Raw genomic sequence first — 17,271 nt, forward strand, 5'->3', positions numbered from 1 at the left:
GTGCACGGGCGGGAGGATGACCGACGAGTCGGCATCCGGACGAGACCGGGGCATTCCAGGCTGCGTGCCTGATGCCCCCTCTGTCCGTTTGCCTGAGAGATTGCGCGCCCCGGCGGGGCGCTTCTCCTTCGGCGAGGCTTGGTCGACGACCAGAGGCCTACTCTCCAGAGCGCTAATCGATGCGTCAGTCCTTTTGCCTGAGAGTTTCTGGGGCGATTCCCCTTCGGCGCCGCCGGACGGCGGTCTCTCCTGACACATCCCGATAGCTGGCGACAATCTAGTCGCACGCCCGCGGCGGTGTCAACACCCCATTCGACCGCCCATGCGGCGAGGCAGATGCCGCGGCACGGCGCAGGCGCGCCGAAAACGGCGCGCGGCATGGCGGAGCAAGGCCGCGCGGCGATCGCGGCCGGTCGATACTTCGGTGGAGACCGAAATGAATATCCGATATCGACTATCTGTCCGCCGGCGGGGGGCGGTTGCCCGACTGGGCCATCAGGTCGTCGAGGAACGCGCGAAGCACGGTCGGCTGCGCGGCGCCGCGGCGCGTGATCGACGAGAACGGCCACGCGGACGTGAGCTGTTCCGCGGCGAGCTGGCGCATCTGGCCGGCGTCGACCCACTGTCTCGCGTAGTGCCGCGGCAGAAAGCCGATGTAAGCGCCCGTCAGGATCAGGATCGCCTGTGCCTCGACATTGTCGACGGTCGCGGCCGCGCTGCCGCTCTCGAGCAATTGCAGGTCGCGCTGCTGCAGGAACGCGCGCGCGACCACCTGGCTTTGCCGGACGCGCTCGATCAGCGCGTCGCCGGTGGCGTCGGTCGAGAACAGCGGATGGTAGCGGCTGCAGTAGAGGCCGTCGGGCTCCTCGTACAGCTGCGTGTAGGACAGGCCGGCGACGGTGAGCGGGAAGTGGCCGATCGCGAGGTGCAGCCGCCCGTCGAGCACGCGCTCCTCGAGCTCGGCCGGCGTGCCGATGTAGATGTCGAGCTGGACGTCGTGACCGCGCGAGACGAACCGGCGCAGCGCGAGCGGCAGGATGCTGTCGGTGTCGGTGACCGTGTTGTCGATGATGCCGAGATGAAGCCGGCCCGAGATGCGCTGCTTGAGCGCGTGTGTGTCCATGCAGAACGCTTCCACCGCGAGCGCGAGGCGCTGCGCGGATTCGTAGGTCGCGACGCCGTGTTCCGTCAGACGAAAGCCGCTGCGGCCGCGTTCGCACAATTTGACGCCGAGGCGCGTTTCGAGGCTGGTCATCTGCTCGCTGATGGTCGACTGGCTTACGTTCAGCGCGGCCTGCGCGGCGGAGAAACCGCCGCATTTCACGATGGTCATGAAAATCCTGAGCAGTTTCAGGTCGATGTCCTGCAGCTGTTTCACGTTCCGTTCTCCTCCGTCCGTCACATCGGAATATCCGATATGGACATCTGATGCCTGCTATTTTTCCGGAAAAAATTTTTGCCCATAGTGACCGCAAAGGCAAGCGCATGGACGGCCGTGCGCCGAAGACGAATCCGCATACAGATGGAGACGGAGACAATGCAGAACAACAGCTATGAAAAGGGCAGGCTCAACCTGCCGTTCGTCGGTCACTGCACCTTTGCGAAGGCGCCGGTGTGTCTCGACTGGGAGAACATCGACGCGGACGTCGCGATCCTGGGTGCGCCCAACGACATGGGCACCCAGTGGCGCTCGGGCGCGCGCTTCGGCCCGCGCGGCATTCGCGAGGCGTCGACGCTGTTTTCGTTCGGGCACGCGGGCGCCTACGATCACGAAGACGACGTGCTCTACCTGACCGAGGACCAGGTTCGCATGGTGGACGTCGGCGATGCGGACATCGTGCACACCGACATGGCCACGAGCAACGCGAACATCGAACTCGCCGTGCGCAAGATTCTCGCCGGCGGGGCGATGCCGGTAGTGCTCGGCGGCGATCATTCGGTGCATGCGCCGGTGATCAAGGCGTTCGAAGGCCGCGGGCCGATTCACATCGTGCATTTCGATGCGCACCTCGACTTCGTCGACGAACGCCACGGCGTGCGATACGGACACGGCAACCCGTTGCGCCGGGCCTCCGAGATGGACCATATCGCCGGCATGACGCAGCTCGGCATCCGCAACGTCTCGTCATCCAACCGCAGCGACTATGACGCGGCCCGCGCCGCGGGTTCCAACATCCTGTCCGTGCGCGATGTCCGGCGCCTCGGCACCGACGGCGTGCTCGAGCAGATTCCGCAGCGCGGCGCCTACTACATCACGATCGACATCGACGGCTTCGATCCGTCGATCGCGCCGGGAACCGGCACGCCGAGCCACGGCGGTTTCCAGTACTACGAAGTGCTCGAGATCATCCAGGCGCTCGCGAAGCGCAGCCACGGAAGCATCGTCGGCATGGACCTGGTGGAAGTGGCGCCGGCTTACGATCCGACCGGCACGACGTCGATCCTGGCCGCGCAACTGCTGATGAACAGCATCGGTTTCATTTTCCACGCGCGCAGCCTGGCCCGCGCCCGCTGAGACATTCATATCAGGAATCGGGCGCGACGTCTCGCGGGACGCCCGAAGTCACTACCGTACGGCCCGGGGGACCTCGCCGAGAGGCGCCGGGCAGGCTATCAAGGAAGATCAACATGGATGCCGTAGTCGCGCAATATCTCGATCGTCACGATGTTTCCCAGGCGACCCGCAACTTTCTCGCCAGGCCGATGAAGATGTTCATCGGCGGCGCGTGGGTGGACGGCAGCGACGGCCAGTTCAGCGCCGTCACCGAGCCGTCGACCGAGGGCGTCATCACGCAGATTCCGTTCGCGACGCCGGCCGATCTCGACCGTGCCGTCGCCGCCGCCCGCCACCAGTTCGATCACGGCGAATGGCGCCGCCTCAAGCCGCTGGAGCGCGAGCGGCTGCTGCACCGGCTGGCCGACCTGATCGAGGTGCACGCGGACGAACTCGCGGAGATCGAGTCGATCGACATGGGCAAGTCCGTCGCGCAGGCCCGCGCGATCGATATCCAGGGCACGGTCGATACGTTCCGCTATTTCGCCGGCTGGGCATCCAAGCTGCACGGCCGCACGGTCGAGCCGTCGCTGCCGGGCAACTATCTGGCTTATACGCGCAAGGAGCCGATCGGTGTCGTGGGCGCGATCGTGCCGTGGAACTATCCGCTGCAGACCATGGCCTGGAAGCTGGCGGCCGCGCTGGCGGTCGGCTGCACGACGGTCGTGAAGCCGGCCGAACTCACGTCGCTGTCGACGCTGCGCTTTGCCGAACTGGTGCAGGAAGCCGGCATTCCGGACGGGGTGGTCAACATCGTGACCGGTCGCGGCAGTGTGATCGGCGCCGCGATGGCGAGCCACCCGGGCATCGACAAGCTGACCTTCACGGGTTCGACGCCGGTCGGGCGCGACGTCGGGCAGAACGCGGTGCGGCACATCAAGCGCGTGACGCTCGAACTCGGCGGGAAATCCCCGGTCATCGTGCTGGACGACGCCGATATCGATGCCGCCGCGCAGGCCGTGGCCAACGGCGTGTTCTTCAACTCCGGCCAGGTGTGCGACGCGGGCACGCGGGCCTACATCCACCGCGACATCCATGACCGTTTCCTCGCGGCGCTCGCCGACTACACGGCGACGTTGAAGATCGCCCCCGGGCTGGATCGCGATTGCTTCATCAGCCCGCTCGTGTCGGCCAGGCAAAAGGACACGGTCCTGTCGTACATCGAATCCGGCATCCGGGAAGGCGCCGAATGCTACTACGGCGGCCGCGCCCATGCGGGCCCGGGGCACTTCGTCGAACCGACGATCTTCGCGCATTGCCGTCCCGACATGCGGATCGTCCGCGAGGAAATCTTCGGCCCGGTGCTCGTGACCGCGCCGTTCGACACGCTCGACGAGGCCGTGGCGCTCGCGAACGATTCGTCGTTCGGCCTCGCCGCCGCGATCTACTCGAACGACCTGGGCCGCGTGCACGGCCTGATTCCGCGGTTGCAGGCGGGCACGGTCTATGTGAATGCGCACAGCACCATCGATCCGGCGCTGCCGTTCGGCGGGTTCAAGACGTCCGGGTTCGGCAAGGACCTCGGGCCGGAACACTGGACCGGCTTCATCGCGCAGTTCGCGGCGGCGGCCAGCTACAACATCGCGTATGCGCCGTACGTGTCGGACTATTCGCGCTACCTGCCGAAGAACACGCCGAGCGGCAGGCTGATCGCCGCGGTGTTCGTCGGGGCATCGCTGTCCGGCGCGTGGATGATCGCGGTGGGCGGATGGCTCGGTGCGCACCTGCATGCGACCGATGTGCTCGTCGCGCTCCACGGCGTGGGTGCCGGAATCGCGCCGCAGCTGGGCACGGCGGTCGTGGCCATCACGATCGTCGCGTTCCTGCCGGTGATCGCGATGAACATCTACAGCGCGAAGCTGACGGCCATCACCAGCGTGGACTCGTTCCGGAAGGTGGAGCCGACCGCGAAGGCACGGATCGCGGCGATCGTCTTCGTCGTGCTGCTGCAGTTCGGCGTCGCGATGCGCATCTACGCGTCCGGTTCCGGCCTGTCGGTGCTCAACATCTATCTGGTGGTGATGCTGTATTTCCTGGTGCCGTGGACGGCAGTCAACCTGACCGACTATTTCTTCGTGCGCAAGGGGCGTTACGCGGTGCCGCATTTCTTTCGCCCGCGCGACAGCCTGTACGGGAACTGGGGCGGACGCGGCCTGCTTTCGTACCTGATCGGGTTCGTGTCGATGGTGCCGTTCTTCTGCATCTTCGACGGCGACCGCGAGGTCTATGTCGGCCCGCTCGCGAAGGCGATGGGCAGTGTCGACCTGGCCTGGCTCGTGGGGCTGATCGTCTCGGCGCTCGCGTACTACGTGCTGTGCCGGTCGCTCGACCTGCGGCGCGAGGAAGCGGAAATCGCGCACATCGAAGCGCACATGCCGGAGTTCACCACCGGCGAGAAAAAGCGCGGCTGACCCGGCACGCCAGGATCATTCATCGAGCAGGATAATCAAGATGACTAAATACTACGACTACATCATTGTGGGCGCCGGGTCGGCGGGATGCGTGCTGGCGAACCGCCTGACCGAGGATTCGAACGTCAGCGTGCTGGTTCTGGAGTACGGCGGAAGCGATCGCAGCGTGATCATCCAGATGCCGAGCGCGTTCTCGATGCCGATGAACACGAAGCGGTTCAACTGGCACTACGAGACGGCGCCGGAACGGAACCTGGACGGACGCCGCCTGCATTGCCCGCGCGGCAAGGTGCTCGGCGGCTCGTCGTCGATCAACGGCCTGGTCTACATTCGCGGGCATGCGTGCGATTTCGACGAATGGGAATCGCTCGGCGCGCGCGACTGGGGATACCGCAACTGCCTGCCGTATTTCCGCAAGGCCGAGAGCTACAAGTTCGGCGGCGACGAATATCGCGGCGCGGACGGCCCGCTGAGCACCAACAACGGCAACAACATGCAGAACCCGCTGTACGGCGCATGGGTGGAAGCGGGGGCCGAGGCCGGCTACATCAAGACCGACGATTGCAACGGCTACATGCAGGAAGGGTTCGGCGCGATGCACATGACGGTCAAGAACGGCGTTCGGTGGTCGACCGCGAACGCGTACCTGCGCCCGGCGATGCGGCGACCCAACCTGACCGTTCTCACCCATGCGATGACGCGCCGGATCGTGATGGAAGGCAAGCGCGCGGTCGGCGTGGTCTACGAGCAGGGCGGCGTCCAGCACACGGTACGCTGCACGCGCGAAGTGCTGGTGTCGTCGGGGCCGATCGGCTCGCCGCATCTGCTGCAGCGCTCGGGGATCGGGCCGGCCGACGTGTTGAACAAGGCAGGGATCGAGGTCGTGCACGACCTGCCGGGCGTCGGCGAGAATCTTCAGGATCACTCGGAAATCTACATTCAATACGAGTGCAAGGAGCCGGTGTCGCTCAACGGCAAGATGGGGCTGCTCGGCAAGGCGATGATCGGCCTGCGCTGGCTGCTGTTCAAGGACGGGTTGGGTGCCAGCAACCATTTCGAGGCAGGCGGGTTCATCCGTTCCGAAGCAGGGCTGCGCTGGCCCGACATCCAGTTCCACTTCCTGCCGGCGGCGATGCGTTACGACGGCGACAAGCCGTACAAGGGGCACGGCTTCATGGTGCTCACGGGGCCGAACAAGCCCAAGAGCCGCGGGCACGTTCGGGTTCGCTCCGCCGATCCGTACGAGCATCCGGAGATCCGGTTCAACTATCTCGACCGCGAGGAAGATCGCGAGGGGTTCCGTCGCTGCGTGCGCCTCACGCGCGAGATCGTCGGGCAGCCGGCCATGGATCGCTTCCGCGGCGTGGAGCTGGCACCCGGCCCGGACGTGACGACGGACGACGAGATCGATGCGTTCGTGCGTGCCAACATGGAAAGCACGATGCATCCGTGCGGCTCGTGCCGGATGGGCGAGGACGCGATGGCCGTGGTGGATTCGGAATTGCGCGTGCGCGGCGTTCAGGGCCTGCGCGTCATCGATTCGTCGGTGTTTCCGACCGAGCCGAACGGGAACCTGAACGCGCCGACCATCATGCTGGCTGAGCGGGCGGCCGATCTGGTGCGCGGGCGGAAGACGCTCGCGCCGTCCGATGCGTCGGTCGGCTTCGTCGAGAACTGGGAAGCGCAGCAGCGCACGGGCGTTCCCAAGCGCAAGGTGGCCGCTTAAGCGCGGCGCACGGCGGCGCGCGTTCGGCGGTCACGTCACCGATCGCGCGCCGCCTCCGGCGACACCGCGCCGCACGCGCGGATCACGAGCTGCACGACCTCTTCGGTCGTCTCGGCGAAAGCCTTCTGCGTGAGCGCGCGCTTGCCGCTCAGCGCGCGGATCTGCGCATCGAAATCCGCATAGTGCTGGGTGGTCGCCCAGATCAGGTACATCAATGCGTGCGGATCGATCGGCGCGAGCAGGCCGCGCGCGATCCAGCCTTCGATCACCTTCACGCGCGTGTCGAACCACGGCTTCACGCGCTCCGACAGGATGTCCTGCATGTGCGCGGCGCCGTGGATGATCTCGTTCGCCCAGACCTTCGAGCCGAGCGGGCGCCGTCGCGACAGATCCATCTTCGCGCGCACGTAGCTGGCGATCGCTTCGACCGGATCGTCGCCGGTCTCGAACGATCCGGCCGCGCGGTGCCAGTCTTCGAACAGGTCGTCGAGCACACGGCGGTACAGCGCAAGCTTCGTCGGGAAGTAGTAATGCAGGTTCGCCTTCGGCAGGCCCGCGCGCTCCGCGATCATCGCGGTGCTCGCGCCGTCGAGCCCGCGCTCCGCGAACACGGCTTCCGCGCAGGCCAGCAGATGCGCTTCGTTGGACTCGCGGATGTGTGCCTTGCGTCGCCGCAAAGGCGTGCCCGTTTCGTCGTCGCCGATGGTGTCGGCGGCCGCCTGGTCATGTCTCATCGTTGCCCTCGCGCGGCATGCATGCCGCGTTGGGCTTCATTCTAGCCGCTGGTTCGCATCGAACGCACGCGCTGGCCCACATCGGCACGCGCGGTGCTGCGATGCGGTGGCACGTTTCTCGCTCGATCGATTTACGCAAGAAAGACATTGCGCTGCGCATTTTGATCGTCTAAAACCTGTCCAATCGGACAGGATTCGACGAGCGGCGGAACGTAGTGCCAACCCTGACGCCGTTTGATCGGACGAATCGCGCGAACGATGCGCATCTGCACCTCGCAGGTGCGGGTTTGCCCCGACGGCTGCAATGCGCGCACCGGCATCGGCCGGGATGACGGCATGACCGACCCCACAGGAGCGATACGAATGGACACGGTATCGGAAACAGTGAAGCGGGCAGGATTCGACACGTCGATCAAGGTCGACGGCAGGCGGTTGTGGGACAGCCTGATGGAGGTCGCGAAGATCGGCGCCACGCCGAAAGGCGGCGTCTGCCGCCTCGCGCTGACCGATCTCGACAAGGCCGGCCGCGACCTGATCGTCGGCTGGGCGAAAGCCGCCGGCTGCGCGGTGACGGTCGATACGATGGGCAACGTGTTCATGCGCCGCGCGGGCCGCGTGGCCGACGCGGCGCCGGTCGTCACCGGGTCGCACGCGGACTCGCAGCCGACGGGCGGCCGCTTCGACGGCATCTACGGCGTGCTCGGCGGTCTCGAAGTGATTCGCACTCTGAACGATCGCGGCATCGAGACCGAACACCCGGTCGAGGTCGTGATCTGGACCAACGAGGAAGGCTCGCGCTTCGCGCCGGCGATGGTGGCGTCGGGCGTGTTCGCCGGCGTGTTTACGCTCGAGTACGGGCTGTCGCGCAAGGACGTCGACGGCAAGACGATCGGCGAGGAACTCGCGCGCATCGGCTACGCGGGCGACGTGCCGTGCGGCGGCCGCAAGCTGCACGCGGCGTTCGAGCTGCATATCGAGCAGGGGCCGATTCTCGAGGCCGAGTGCAAGACGATCGGCGTCGTGACGGACGCGCAGGGGCAGCGCTGGTACGAGATCACGTTCACCGGCCAGGAAGCGCACGCGGGGCCGACGCCGATGCCACGCCGCCGCGACGCGCTGCTCGGGGCGTCGCGCGTGGTGGACCTCGTCAACCGGATCGGCCTCGATCACGCGCCGTTCGGCTGCGCGACGGTCGGGATGATGCAGGTTCACCCGAACTCGCGCAACGTGATCCCGGGCCGCGTGTTCTTCACCGTCGATTTCCGTCATCCGGACGACGCCGTGCTCGCGAAGATGGACGCCGCGCTGCGCGACGGCGTCGCGCGCATCGCGGGCGAGATCGGGCTCGAAACCGAGCTCGAGCAGATTTTCTACTACGAGCCCGTCGCGTTCGATCCGGCCTGCGTGGCGGCCGTGCGCGACGCGGCCGAGCGCTTCGGCTACTCGCATCGCGACATCGTGTCGGGTGCGGGGCACGACGCGTGCTACCTGGCGCAGGTGGCGCCGACGTCGATGGTGTTCGTACCCTGCGTCGACGGCATCAGCCACAACGAGATCGAGGACGCGACGCCTGCGTGGATCGAGGCCGGCGCGAACGTGCTGCTGCACGCGATGCTGTCGCGTGCCTGCGAGCCGGCTTCATGACGGACGGGATATAGCGCGGCCGGCAGGCTGCGCACTGCGTGACATTGGCATTCCAAAGCATGACCGCCCCGACTGTGCATTCGCAGCCGGCGGGGACGGCTTTGTCTCCACCCAGTCGAAGGAACGCGTATGACCACCCAGCCAACCGGCGATATCGCCGCGCATCGCCTGTCGTCCACGCAACTCTCGTGCGAATTCGCCGATATCGCGCCGCTGCTCGATCCGACTGCCGCCGCGGCCGCCGCGAGCCGCTGCCACTACTGCTACGACGCGCCGTGCGTGCAGGCCTGCCCGACGCAGATCGACATCCCGGGCTTCATCCGCAAGATCGGCAACGGCAACCTGAAGGGCGCCGCGACCGACATCCTGTCCGCGAATCCGCTCGGCGGGATGTGCGCACGCGTGTGCCCGACCGAGATCCTGTGCGAAGGCGCGTGCGTGCGCAATCACCAGGATGCGCAGCCGGTCGCGATCGGCGCGCTGCAGCGGCATGCGACCGACTGGGCGATGGCGAGCGGCGCGGTGCGCTTCACGCGTGCGCCCGATACGGGGCGGCACGTCGCGGTGGTCGGCGCGGGGCCGGCCGGGCTCGCGTGCGCGCACCGGCTCGCGCTCGCCGGGCATCGCGTCACGCTGTTCGATGCGCGACCGAAGGCGGGCGGCCTGAACGAATACGGGATCGCCGCGTACAAGACCGTCGACGATTTCGCGCAGCGCGAAGTCGAGTGGTTGCTGTCGGTCGGCGGCATCGCGCTGGAGACGGGCGTCGCGCTCGGCCGCGACGTGACGCTCGACGCGCTGCGCGAGCGGCACGACGCGGTGTTTCTCGCGATGGGCCTCGGCGGCGTGCGCACGCTCGCGATCGACGGCGAGCAATTGACCGGCGTGATGAACGCGGTCGACTTCATCGAGCAGGTGCGCCAGGCCGACGCGCTGGAGAACGTGCCGGTCGGGCGGCGCGTGGTCGTGATCGGCGGCGGCAATACGGCGATCGACGCGTCCGTGCAGAGCCGCAAGCTCGGCGCGCAGCGCGTGACGATGGTGTACCGGCGCGGCGCGGACGCGATGAGCGCGACCTGGGCCGAACGCGAATTCGCGCAGAAGTGCGGCGTCACGCTCGTCACGCACGCAAAACCGGTGCGCATCGCGGGCGCGAACGGGCACGTGACGGGCGTCGAATTCGAGGCCGCGTCGGGTGAGCGCTTCACCGTCGACGCGGACATGGTGCTGAAGGCGATCGGCCAGACGCTGGTGCCGGACGGTGTCGCGGCCACGCTGCTGACCGAGGACGGGTCGCGCATCGCGGTCGACGCGGACGGGCGCACGGCCTTGCCCGACGTGTGGGCCGGCGGCGATTGCGCGGCGACGGGCGGCATCGACCTGACGGTGCAGGCCGTGCAGGACGGCAAGCGCGCGGCGGCCGCGATCGACGCGGCGCTCGCGCAGCGCGACGCCCGGGCCGCGTGAGCGCGCGATACGCACCTGCACCGCGGACCCCGCGCGCACCACGATAAACGCTCTCACCGACACGGAGCCGAACATGGCCGATCTTCGCTGCACCATCGCAGGCATCACTTCGCCGAATCCGTTCTGGCTGGCCTCCGCGCCGCCGACCGACAAGGCATACAACGTCAACCGCGCATTCGAGGCGGGCTGGGGCGGCGTCGTGTGGAAGACGCTCGGGCTCGATCCGCACGTCGTCAACGTCAGCTCGCGCTACGGCGCGGTGCAGTGGAACGGCCAGCGGATCGCCGGGCTGAACAACATCGAGCTGATCACCGACCGGCCGCTCGACGTGAACCTGAAGGAGATCGCGCAGGTGAAGCGCGACTGGCCCGACCGCGCGCTGATCGTGTCGCTGATGGTGCCGTGCAACGAGCGCGACTGGAAATGGATCCTGCCGCTCGTCGAGGATACGGGCGCCGATGCGGTCGAGCTGAACTTCGGCTGCCCGCACGGGATGAGCGAGCGCGGGATGGGTGCGGCGGTCGGCCAGGTGCCGGAATACGTCGAGATGGTCACGCGCTGGGTCAAGGAAGGCACGAAGCTGCCGTGTCTCGTGAAGCTCACGCCGAACATCAGCGACATCCGGATGGGCTCGCGCGCCGCGTACAAGGGCGGCGCGGACGGCGTGTCGCTGATCAACACGATCAACTCGATCGTCGCGGTGGACCTCGACCAGATGGCGCCGATGCCGACCGTCGACGGCAAGGGCACGCATGGCGGCTATTGCGGCCCGGCGGTCAAGCCGATCGCGCTGAACATGGTCGCCGAGATCGCGCGCGACCCGGAGACGCCCAACCTGCCGATCTCCGGCATCGGCGGGATTTCGTCGTGGCGCGACGCGGCCGAGTTCATGGTGCTCGGCGCCGGCAGCGTGCAGGTGTGCACCGCCGCGATGCATTACGGATTCCGGATCGTGTCGGATCTCGTCGACGGGCTGTCGAACTGGATGGACGAGAAGGGCTACGCGACGCTCGACGACATACGCGGCCGCGCGGTACCGAACGTCACCGACTGGAAATACCTGAACCTGAAGTACGACATCAAGGCGCGCATCGACCAGGACCGCTGCATCCAGTGCGGGCTGTGCCATATCGCATGCGAGGACACGTCGCACCAGGCGATCACCGCATTGAAGGACGGCGTGCGGCATTTCGAAGTGGTGGACGCGGCGTGCGTCGGGTGCAATCTTTGCATGCATGTGTGTCCGGTCGAGCAATGCATCACGATGGAGCGGGTCGATGCGGGCGACTACGCGAACTGGACCACGCATCCGAACAACCCGGCGCGGGCTGATGCGGGTGCGAGCCCGGCGGAACCCGCGAAACACGAGAAGCACGCGAAGGCGGCCTGACCGACGTCCGGCGGCGCGGTATCGCCCGCGCTGCCGCTTGTGTCCTGTTCTGCCGGCATCGCACGATGCCGGCGTCGACGTTTACGTGGAGCGCATTCGATGAAACCAGCAGCGATTCCCGCCGAACCCGACAGCGCCGCGGCGCCGGCCGGCAGCCTGTACAACGACGACCTCGCGCCGACGACGGCGGCGCAGCGCACGTGGCGCTGGTATCACTTCGCGGCGCTGTGGGTCGGGATGGTGATGAACATCGCGTCGTACATGCTCGCGGCCGGGCTGATCCAGGAAGGCATGTCGCCGTGGCAGGCGGTGCTGACGGTGCTGCTCGGCAACCTGATCGTGCTCGTGCCGATGCTGTTGATCGGTCATGCGGGTGCGAAGCACGGGATTCCGTACGCGGTGCTCGTGCGGGCGTCGTTCGGCACGCAGGGCGCGAAGCTGCCCGCGCTGTTGCGCGCGATCGTCGCGTGCGGCTGGTACGGCATCCAGACGTGGCTCGGCGGCAGCGCGATCTACACGCTGCTGAACATCCTAACCGGCAACGCGCTGCACGGCGCCGCGCTGCCGCTCGTCGGCATCTCGCTCGGGCAGCTCGCGTGCTTCATCGTGTTCTGGGCGCTGCAGCTGTACTTCATCCTGCACGGCACCGATTCGATCCGCTGGCTCGAAAGCTGGTCCGCGCCGATCAAGGTCGTGATGTGCGTCGCGCTCGTGTGGTGGGCGACGTCGCAGGCGGGCGGCGTCGGCTCGATGCTGTCGGCGCCGTCGCAGTTCGTCGCGGGCGGCAAGAAGGCCGGGCTGTTCTGGGCGACGTTCTGGCCGGGCCTGACCGCGATGGTCGGCTTCTGGGCGACGCTCGCGTTGAACATTCCCGACTTCACGCGCTTCGCGCATTCGCAGCGCGACCAGATGATCGGGCAGTCGATCGGGTTGCCGCTGCCGATGGCGCTGCTGTCGGTGGTGTCGGTCGTCGTGACGTCGGCCACCGTCGTGATCTACGGCAACGCGATCTGGGATCCGATCGACCTGACGAGCCGGATGACCGGCATCGGCGTGGGCATCGCGCTCGTGATCCTCACGCTCGACACGATGTGCTGCAACCTCGCGGCGAACCTCGTCGGCCCCGCATACGATTTCTCGAGCCTGTGGCCGAAGGCGATCTCGTATCGCGCCGGCGGGATGATCACCGCGACGATCGCGATCGTGATGATGCCGTGGAAGATCCTCGCAACGACGGACGGCTATATCTTCACCTGGCTCGTCGGCTATTCGGCGCTGCTCGGGCCGGTCGCGGGCATCCTGATGGTCGACTACTTCCTGATTCGCGGCACGCGGCTCGACACGCGCGCGCTGTTCGACGAGCGCGGCGACTTCAGCTATGCGCGCGGCTGGAACCCGGCCGCACTGGCGGCGCTCGCCGTCGGCGTGCTGCCGAACCTGCCCGGCTTCCTGCACACCGCGTTCCCGGCGTCGTTTCCGAACGTGCCGGCGTTCTTCAACACGCTTTACACGTATGCGTGGTTCGTCGGCCTCGTGCTGGCGTCCGGCGTGTACGGCACCTGGATGAAGTGGCGTGCGGCGCAGCGCGCGCAGATCGCGAACGCGTGATGCGCGAACGCATGCGGCACCCGACAGTCAACGAGGAGGCAACGACATGGCAATCCTGATTCGCGGCGGCACCGTGGTCGATGCGGACCGCACCTATCGCGCGGACGTACTGTGTGCCGACCCGCAGGACGGCGGCACGATCCTGCAGATCGCCGAGACGATCGACGCGCCGGCCGGCGCGACGGTGGTCGATGCGCACGACCAGTACGTGATGCCGGGCGGCATCGATCCGCATACGCACATGGAACTGCCGTTCATGGGCACGACGGCCAGCGACGATTTCTATTCGGGTACGGCCGCGGGGCTCTCGGGCGGCACGACGAGCATCATCGACTTCGTGATCCCGAGCCCGAAGCAGCCGCTGATGGACGCGTTTCACGAATGGCGCGGCTGGGCCGAGAAGGCGGCCGCCGACTACGGCTTCCACGTGGCCGTCACGTGGTGGGACGAATCGGTGCACCGCGACATGGGCACGCTCGTACGCGAGCACGGCGTGTCGAGCTTCAAGCACTTCATGGCGTACAAGAACGCGATCATGGCCGACGACGAGGTGCTCGCGAACAGCTTCTCGCGTTCGCTCGAACTCGGCGCGCTGCCGACCGTGCACGCGGAGAACGGCGAGCTCGTGTTCCAGTTGCAGAAGGCGCTGCTCGCGCGCGGGATGACGGGGCCGGAGGCGCATCCGCTGTCGCGCCCGCCGGAGGTCGAAGGCGAGGCCGCGAACCGTGCGATCCGCATCGCGCAGGTGCTCGGCGTGCCGGTGTATATCGTGCACGTGTCGTCGAAGGACGCGGTCGATGCGATCACGCGCGCGCGCAGCGAGGGGCTGCGCGTGTTCGGCGAAGTGCTGCCGGGCCATCTGGTGATCGACGAGGCCGTGTATCGCGACCCGGACTGGACGCGTGCGGCCGCGCACGTGATGAGCCCGCCGTTCCGCTCGGCCGCGCATCGCGAGGCGCTGTGGCGCGGGCTGCAGGCCGGCCAGCTGCAGACGACGGCGACCGATCACTGCGTGTTCTGCGCGTCGCAGAAGGCGATGGGCCGCGAGGACTTCACGAAGATCCCGAACGGCTGCGGCGGCGTCGAGGACCGCATGTCGGTGCTGTGGCATCACGGCGTGAATCAAGGCCGCATCACGCCGAACGAGTTCGTGCGGATCACGTCGACGAACGCCGCGCAGATCTTCAACCTGTATCCGCGCAAGGGGGCGGTGCAGGTCGGCGCCGATGCCGACCTGGTCGTATGGGACCCGGCCGCGACGAAGACGATCTCGGTGAAGACCCATCACCAGCAGGTCGACTTCAACGTGTTCGAAGGAATGACGGTGCAGGGCGTCGCGACCCACACGCTCACGCGCGGCGCGCTCGCGTGGGCCGACGGCGAGCTGCGTGCGGTGCGCGGTGCGGGCCGTTACCTGAAGCGGCCGCCCGCGGCCGGCTACTACGAGGCCGCGCGCATCGCGAACCGGCTGCGCGAGCCGCATCCGGTCGAGCGCGCCGGCTGAACGCGCACGAAACCGGCTCGAGGCCGGTTCGCAACGGGTTCGAAACGGGCACGCGCGCTGCGCAATCAGCGCGCGTCGCCCGTGTTTGCCTCGTGGATCGGAATCACGGTGCGCGCGCCGCACTGGCGCAGCAGGTCGCGCAGTTCGTTGATGACCGGAAACACCTCGTGGTTCCAGTCGGCGCCTTGCCGGTCGTGCGCTTCCTGCTCGCGCTCGACGATCCAGCGATCCTCGCGGAAGATCCGCTCGGTGAACCAGACGAGCAGCGGCCACGCGAGATCGAGCGCGAACGGAATGCCCGGCTTGTGGATCGACAGCAGTCCGAACGTGCGGTTGGTGCGCTGTTGCGCGTCGAGCGGCACGTAGACGATCCACAGGTCCATCACGAGCGTGCCTTCGCTCGAGCGGATCTGCAGCGTCTGGTACGGGTAGCCCGTGCGCACCGTCATCACGCTCTTGTCGGCCTGGTCGGTCGGTTTCTTGCTGGCGCCGAACACGAGCGCCTCGCCGACCGGCTGCTTGCCTTCCATGCGTGCGAACGTGTAGTCGACCTCGACCCAGTCGTCGCCGCGCCGGCGGCCGACGCTGCGTGCGCGCATCTGTCCCATCTGCTTGCGATGCAGGAACTGATGGTTCATGTCCATCAGGTTCTCGTGCATGAACGAGTAGTGGCACTTGACCTCGCGACCGAAGCGGCGCGTCTTGTACGCGGGATCGTCCGCCGATTCCAGCGCGGGGAACGGGCGTTCGTCCGCGAGCGTCGCGTCGCCGGGGAACACGAAGATCAGCCCGTGCGCCTCGCGGCACGGATACGCGCGCACGCCGTTGGGCAGGCGCTCGCGGCCGAGGTACGGCACGTCGACACAGCGGCCGCTGTCGCACGCGTAGGTCCAGCCGTGGTAGCAGCAGCGCAGCGTTTCGCCGCTCACGACGCCCGCATGCAGCGGCACCTGGCGGTGCGCGCAACGATCTTCGAGCGCGTAGACGGCGCCGGATTCGGTGCGCACGAGCACGATCGGATCGCCGGCGAAGCGCACGCCGAGCGTCTTGCCGCGCTTGAGTTCGCGCGACCACGCGAGCGGATACCAGTGATCGGGATGGATGGGCACGCGGCGCAGGTCGCGCACGACCGAGCCACTGGACGGTTCTTCGAGAGCACTGCTGTCAGACAAAGGCACTGCGCGCATGCGTGACGCCTCCTGGCTGGCTGGAGAGTTCCGAGCGCCGCGCGGTGCGCGGCGGGGGACTGATCTGGAGAAGTCTACGCGAAGTTTGCCCGCGAAGCTGACCCGATGCGGGTTTGCCCGGCCCGGACAGCATGCGTTTCGTTGACGCAGCGCAAACGCGGCCGGCGGCGCGGGCCGGCCGGGTCAGCGCGCACACCGGCCGCCGCGGCGCCGGCGGTCCCTCACAGGCCGGCGTCGCGCCACAGCACCGCGTCGGCGCGGTACAGCGCCGGAAAGCGCTGCTTCAGCCCGGCGACCTTCGGCAGGTCGTTGAACGCGATGTACGGCGCGTCGGGATGCAGCTCGAGGTAGTTCTGGTGATACGCCTCCGCCGGATAGAAGCCCTTGTACGGCTCGACGCGCGTGACGACGGGCGCCGGGAACGTGTGCGCGGTGCCCAGCTGCGCGATGTAGGCGGTCGCGACCGCGCGCTGCTGCGCGGTGGTCGGGAAGATCGCGGAGCGGTATTGCGGCCCTTCGTCGGGCCCCTGACGGTTGAGTTCGGTCGGGTCGTGCGCGACCGAGAAGAACACCTGCAGCAACCGGCCGTAGGTGACCTGCGTCGGGTCGTAGACGATGCGCACCGATTCCGCATGGCCCGTCAGCCCGCTGCCGACCAGCGCGTAGTGCGCGGTTTCGGAGGCGCCGCCCGCGTAGCCGGCCGTGACCTGCTTCACGCCCTTCACGTGCTCGAACACGCCCTGCACGCCCCAGAAGCAGCCGCCGGCGAGCACGGCCGTTTCCTCGTGGGAGGCGCCCGGGGTTTCGTCGAGCGTCGGCGCGGGCACGGAGCGCATCGGTTCCGCGGAACTGACGACGCGCTGGTAGCCAAACACGGCGGCGGCCGCGATGGCGATCGCGCCGATGCGGCGCAGCATGGCCGCCCGCCGCCGCGGTGCGGAATCGCGAGTGGATGTCGGAATCATGAGTTGCTCCTTCGAAATGCGGGACGGAATAAGGTGGACGCGAGGTGGACGGCAGGCGGCGCGCGTGACGGCGTCCGCCAC

Annotated in this window: 14 protein-coding genes and 1 riboswitch; of the genes, 9 read left to right on the forward strand and 5 right to left on the reverse strand. The window is 67.6% G+C overall.

What is annotated here, in order from left to right; all coding sequences use genetic code 11:
• Positions 1-175 precede the first annotated feature (175 nt).
• Positions 176-262: riboswitch (glycine riboswitch) on the reverse strand.
• Between the two features lie 192 nt (positions 263-454).
• The gene (locus tag DIE02_RS23510) at positions 455-1,378 is read right to left on the reverse strand and encodes a LysR family transcriptional regulator (protein WP_059534474.1); all 924 of its coding nucleotides are present in this window, start codon (positions 1,376-1,378) and stop codon (positions 455-457) included.
• Between the two features lie 50 nt (positions 1,379-1,428).
• On the opposite strand from DIE02_RS23510, the gene DIE02_RS36105 reads away from it, so the two are divergent.
• The 4 genes from DIE02_RS36105 to betA all read left to right on the forward strand — a co-directional run bounded on the left by DIE02_RS36105 (position 1,429) and on the right by betA (position 6,691).
• The gene (locus DIE02_RS36105; protein ID WP_260427325.1) at positions 1,429-1,557 is read left to right on the forward strand and encodes a hypothetical protein; all 129 of its coding nucleotides are present in this window, start codon (positions 1,429-1,431) and stop codon (positions 1,555-1,557) included.
• Complete coding sequence (gene speB, locus DIE02_RS23515; RefSeq protein ID WP_124488504.1) at positions 1,538-2,515, forward strand: agmatinase; 978 nt, start codon at positions 1,538-1,540, stop codon at positions 2,513-2,515. Before DIE02_RS36105 ends, speB begins: the two co-directional genes overlap by 20 nt.
• Before the next feature lie 113 nt (positions 2,516-2,628).
• On the forward strand, positions 2,629-4,965 hold the full coding sequence (locus DIE02_RS36475) for an aldehyde dehydrogenase family protein (protein ID WP_124529791.1): 2,337 nt from the start codon (positions 2,629-2,631) through the stop codon (positions 4,963-4,965).
• Positions 4,966-5,005: 40 nt separating this feature from the next.
• Positions 5,006-6,691 carry a choline dehydrogenase gene (gene betA / locus DIE02_RS23525; protein ID WP_124488507.1) on the forward strand — a complete coding sequence of 562 codons (1,686 nt, stop codon included), beginning with the start codon at positions 5,006-5,008 and terminating at the stop codon, positions 6,689-6,691.
• Positions 6,692-6,726: 35 nt separating this feature from the next.
• Here the strand turns inward: betA and DIE02_RS23530 are convergent, their stop codons facing one another.
• Both DIE02_RS23530 and DIE02_RS35630 read right to left on the reverse strand, forming a co-directional pair.
• Complete coding sequence (locus DIE02_RS23530; protein WP_124488508.1) at positions 6,727-7,425, reverse strand: TetR/AcrR family transcriptional regulator; 699 nt, start codon at positions 7,423-7,425, stop codon at positions 6,727-6,729.
• A 131-nt stretch (positions 7,426-7,556) separates the two neighbouring features.
• Positions 7,557-7,763 carry a hypothetical protein gene (locus tag DIE02_RS35630; RefSeq protein WP_185640908.1) on the reverse strand — a complete coding sequence of 69 codons (207 nt, stop codon included), beginning with the start codon at positions 7,761-7,763 and terminating at the stop codon, positions 7,557-7,559.
• A 25-nt stretch (positions 7,764-7,788) separates the two neighbouring features.
• Between DIE02_RS35630 and DIE02_RS23540 the strand changes: the two genes are divergently transcribed.
• From DIE02_RS23540 to hydA, 5 genes are all read left to right on the forward strand, one after another.
• A complete protein-coding gene (locus DIE02_RS23540) occupies positions 7,789-9,069 on the forward strand; it encodes a Zn-dependent hydrolase (RefSeq protein WP_044847208.1) in 1,281 nt (426 codons plus the stop codon).
• Between the two features lie 129 nt (positions 9,070-9,198).
• Entirely contained in the window at positions 9,199-10,536 is a 1,338-nt protein-coding gene (locus tag DIE02_RS23545) for an NAD(P)-dependent oxidoreductase (protein ID WP_124523614.1), read from the forward strand.
• A gap of 73 nt (positions 10,537-10,609) precedes the next feature.
• On the forward strand, positions 10,610-11,926 hold the full coding sequence (preA, locus tag DIE02_RS23550; RefSeq protein ID WP_124488510.1) for an NAD-dependent dihydropyrimidine dehydrogenase subunit PreA: 1,317 nt from the start codon (positions 10,610-10,612) through the stop codon (positions 11,924-11,926).
• 99 nt (positions 11,927-12,025) lie between these two features.
• The gene (locus DIE02_RS23555; RefSeq protein WP_124523616.1) at positions 12,026-13,534 is read left to right on the forward strand and encodes an NCS1 family nucleobase:cation symporter-1; all 1,509 of its coding nucleotides are present in this window, start codon (positions 12,026-12,028) and stop codon (positions 13,532-13,534) included.
• Positions 13,535-13,580: 46 nt separating this feature from the next.
• A complete protein-coding gene (gene hydA, locus DIE02_RS23560; protein ID WP_124529793.1) occupies positions 13,581-15,038 on the forward strand; it encodes a dihydropyrimidinase in 1,458 nt (485 codons plus the stop codon).
• A gap of 65 nt (positions 15,039-15,103) precedes the next feature.
• Here the strand turns inward: hydA and DIE02_RS23565 are convergent, their stop codons facing one another.
• Positions 15,104-16,225: an aromatic ring-hydroxylating dioxygenase subunit alpha gene (locus tag DIE02_RS23565; protein ID WP_124523618.1), complete on the reverse strand. Its 1,122-nt coding sequence runs from the start codon at positions 16,223-16,225 to the stop codon at positions 15,104-15,106.
• A 221-nt stretch (positions 16,226-16,446) separates the two neighbouring features.
• A complete protein-coding gene (gene msrA, locus DIE02_RS23570) occupies positions 16,447-17,190 on the reverse strand; it encodes a peptide-methionine (S)-S-oxide reductase MsrA (protein WP_124523620.1) in 744 nt (247 codons plus the stop codon).
• Positions 17,191-17,271: the final 81 nt, after the last annotated feature.

It is taken from the genome of Burkholderia sp. Bp8991 (assembly GCF_003853795.1).
GTDB lineage: Bacteria > Pseudomonadota > Gammaproteobacteria > Burkholderiales > Burkholderiaceae > Burkholderia.

What these genes read in the sequence shown, in the direction of transcription:
- DIE02_RS23530 (WP_124488508.1), bottom strand. Translation starts at nt 7,425, where the DNA reads ATGAGACATGACCAGGCGGCCGCCGACACCATCGGCGACGACGAAACG.
- DIE02_RS23565 (WP_124523618.1), bottom strand. Translation starts at nt 16,225, where the DNA reads ATGCGCGCAGTGCCTTTGTCTGACAGCAGTGCTCTCGAAGAACCGTCC.
- DIE02_RS23555 (WP_124523616.1), top strand. Translation starts at nt 12,026, where the DNA reads ATGAAACCAGCAGCGATTCCCGCCGAACCCGACAGCGCCGCGGCGCCG.
- hydA (WP_124529793.1), top strand. Translation starts at nt 13,581, where the DNA reads ATGGCAATCCTGATTCGCGGCGGCACCGTGGTCGATGCGGACCGCACC.
- DIE02_RS35630 (WP_185640908.1), bottom strand. Translation starts at nt 7,763, where the DNA reads ATGCCGTCATCCCGGCCGATGCCGGTGCGCGCATTGCAGCCGTCGGGG.
- DIE02_RS36475 (WP_124529791.1), top strand. Translation starts at nt 2,629, where the DNA reads ATGGATGCCGTAGTCGCGCAATATCTCGATCGTCACGATGTTTCCCAG.
- msrA (WP_124523620.1), bottom strand. Translation starts at nt 17,190, where the DNA reads ATGATTCCGACATCCACTCGCGATTCCGCACCGCGGCGGCGGGCGGCC.
- speB (WP_124488504.1), top strand. Translation starts at nt 1,538, where the DNA reads ATGCAGAACAACAGCTATGAAAAGGGCAGGCTCAACCTGCCGTTCGTC.
- preA (WP_124488510.1), top strand. Translation starts at nt 10,610, where the DNA reads ATGGCCGATCTTCGCTGCACCATCGCAGGCATCACTTCGCCGAATCCG.
- DIE02_RS23540 (WP_044847208.1), top strand. Translation starts at nt 7,789, where the DNA reads ATGGACACGGTATCGGAAACAGTGAAGCGGGCAGGATTCGACACGTCG.
- betA (WP_124488507.1), top strand. Translation starts at nt 5,006, where the DNA reads ATGACTAAATACTACGACTACATCATTGTGGGCGCCGGGTCGGCGGGA.
- DIE02_RS23545 (WP_124523614.1), top strand. Translation starts at nt 9,199, where the DNA reads ATGACCACCCAGCCAACCGGCGATATCGCCGCGCATCGCCTGTCGTCC.
- DIE02_RS36105 (WP_260427325.1), top strand. Translation starts at nt 1,429, where the DNA reads ATGCCTGCTATTTTTCCGGAAAAAATTTTTGCCCATAGTGACCGCAAA.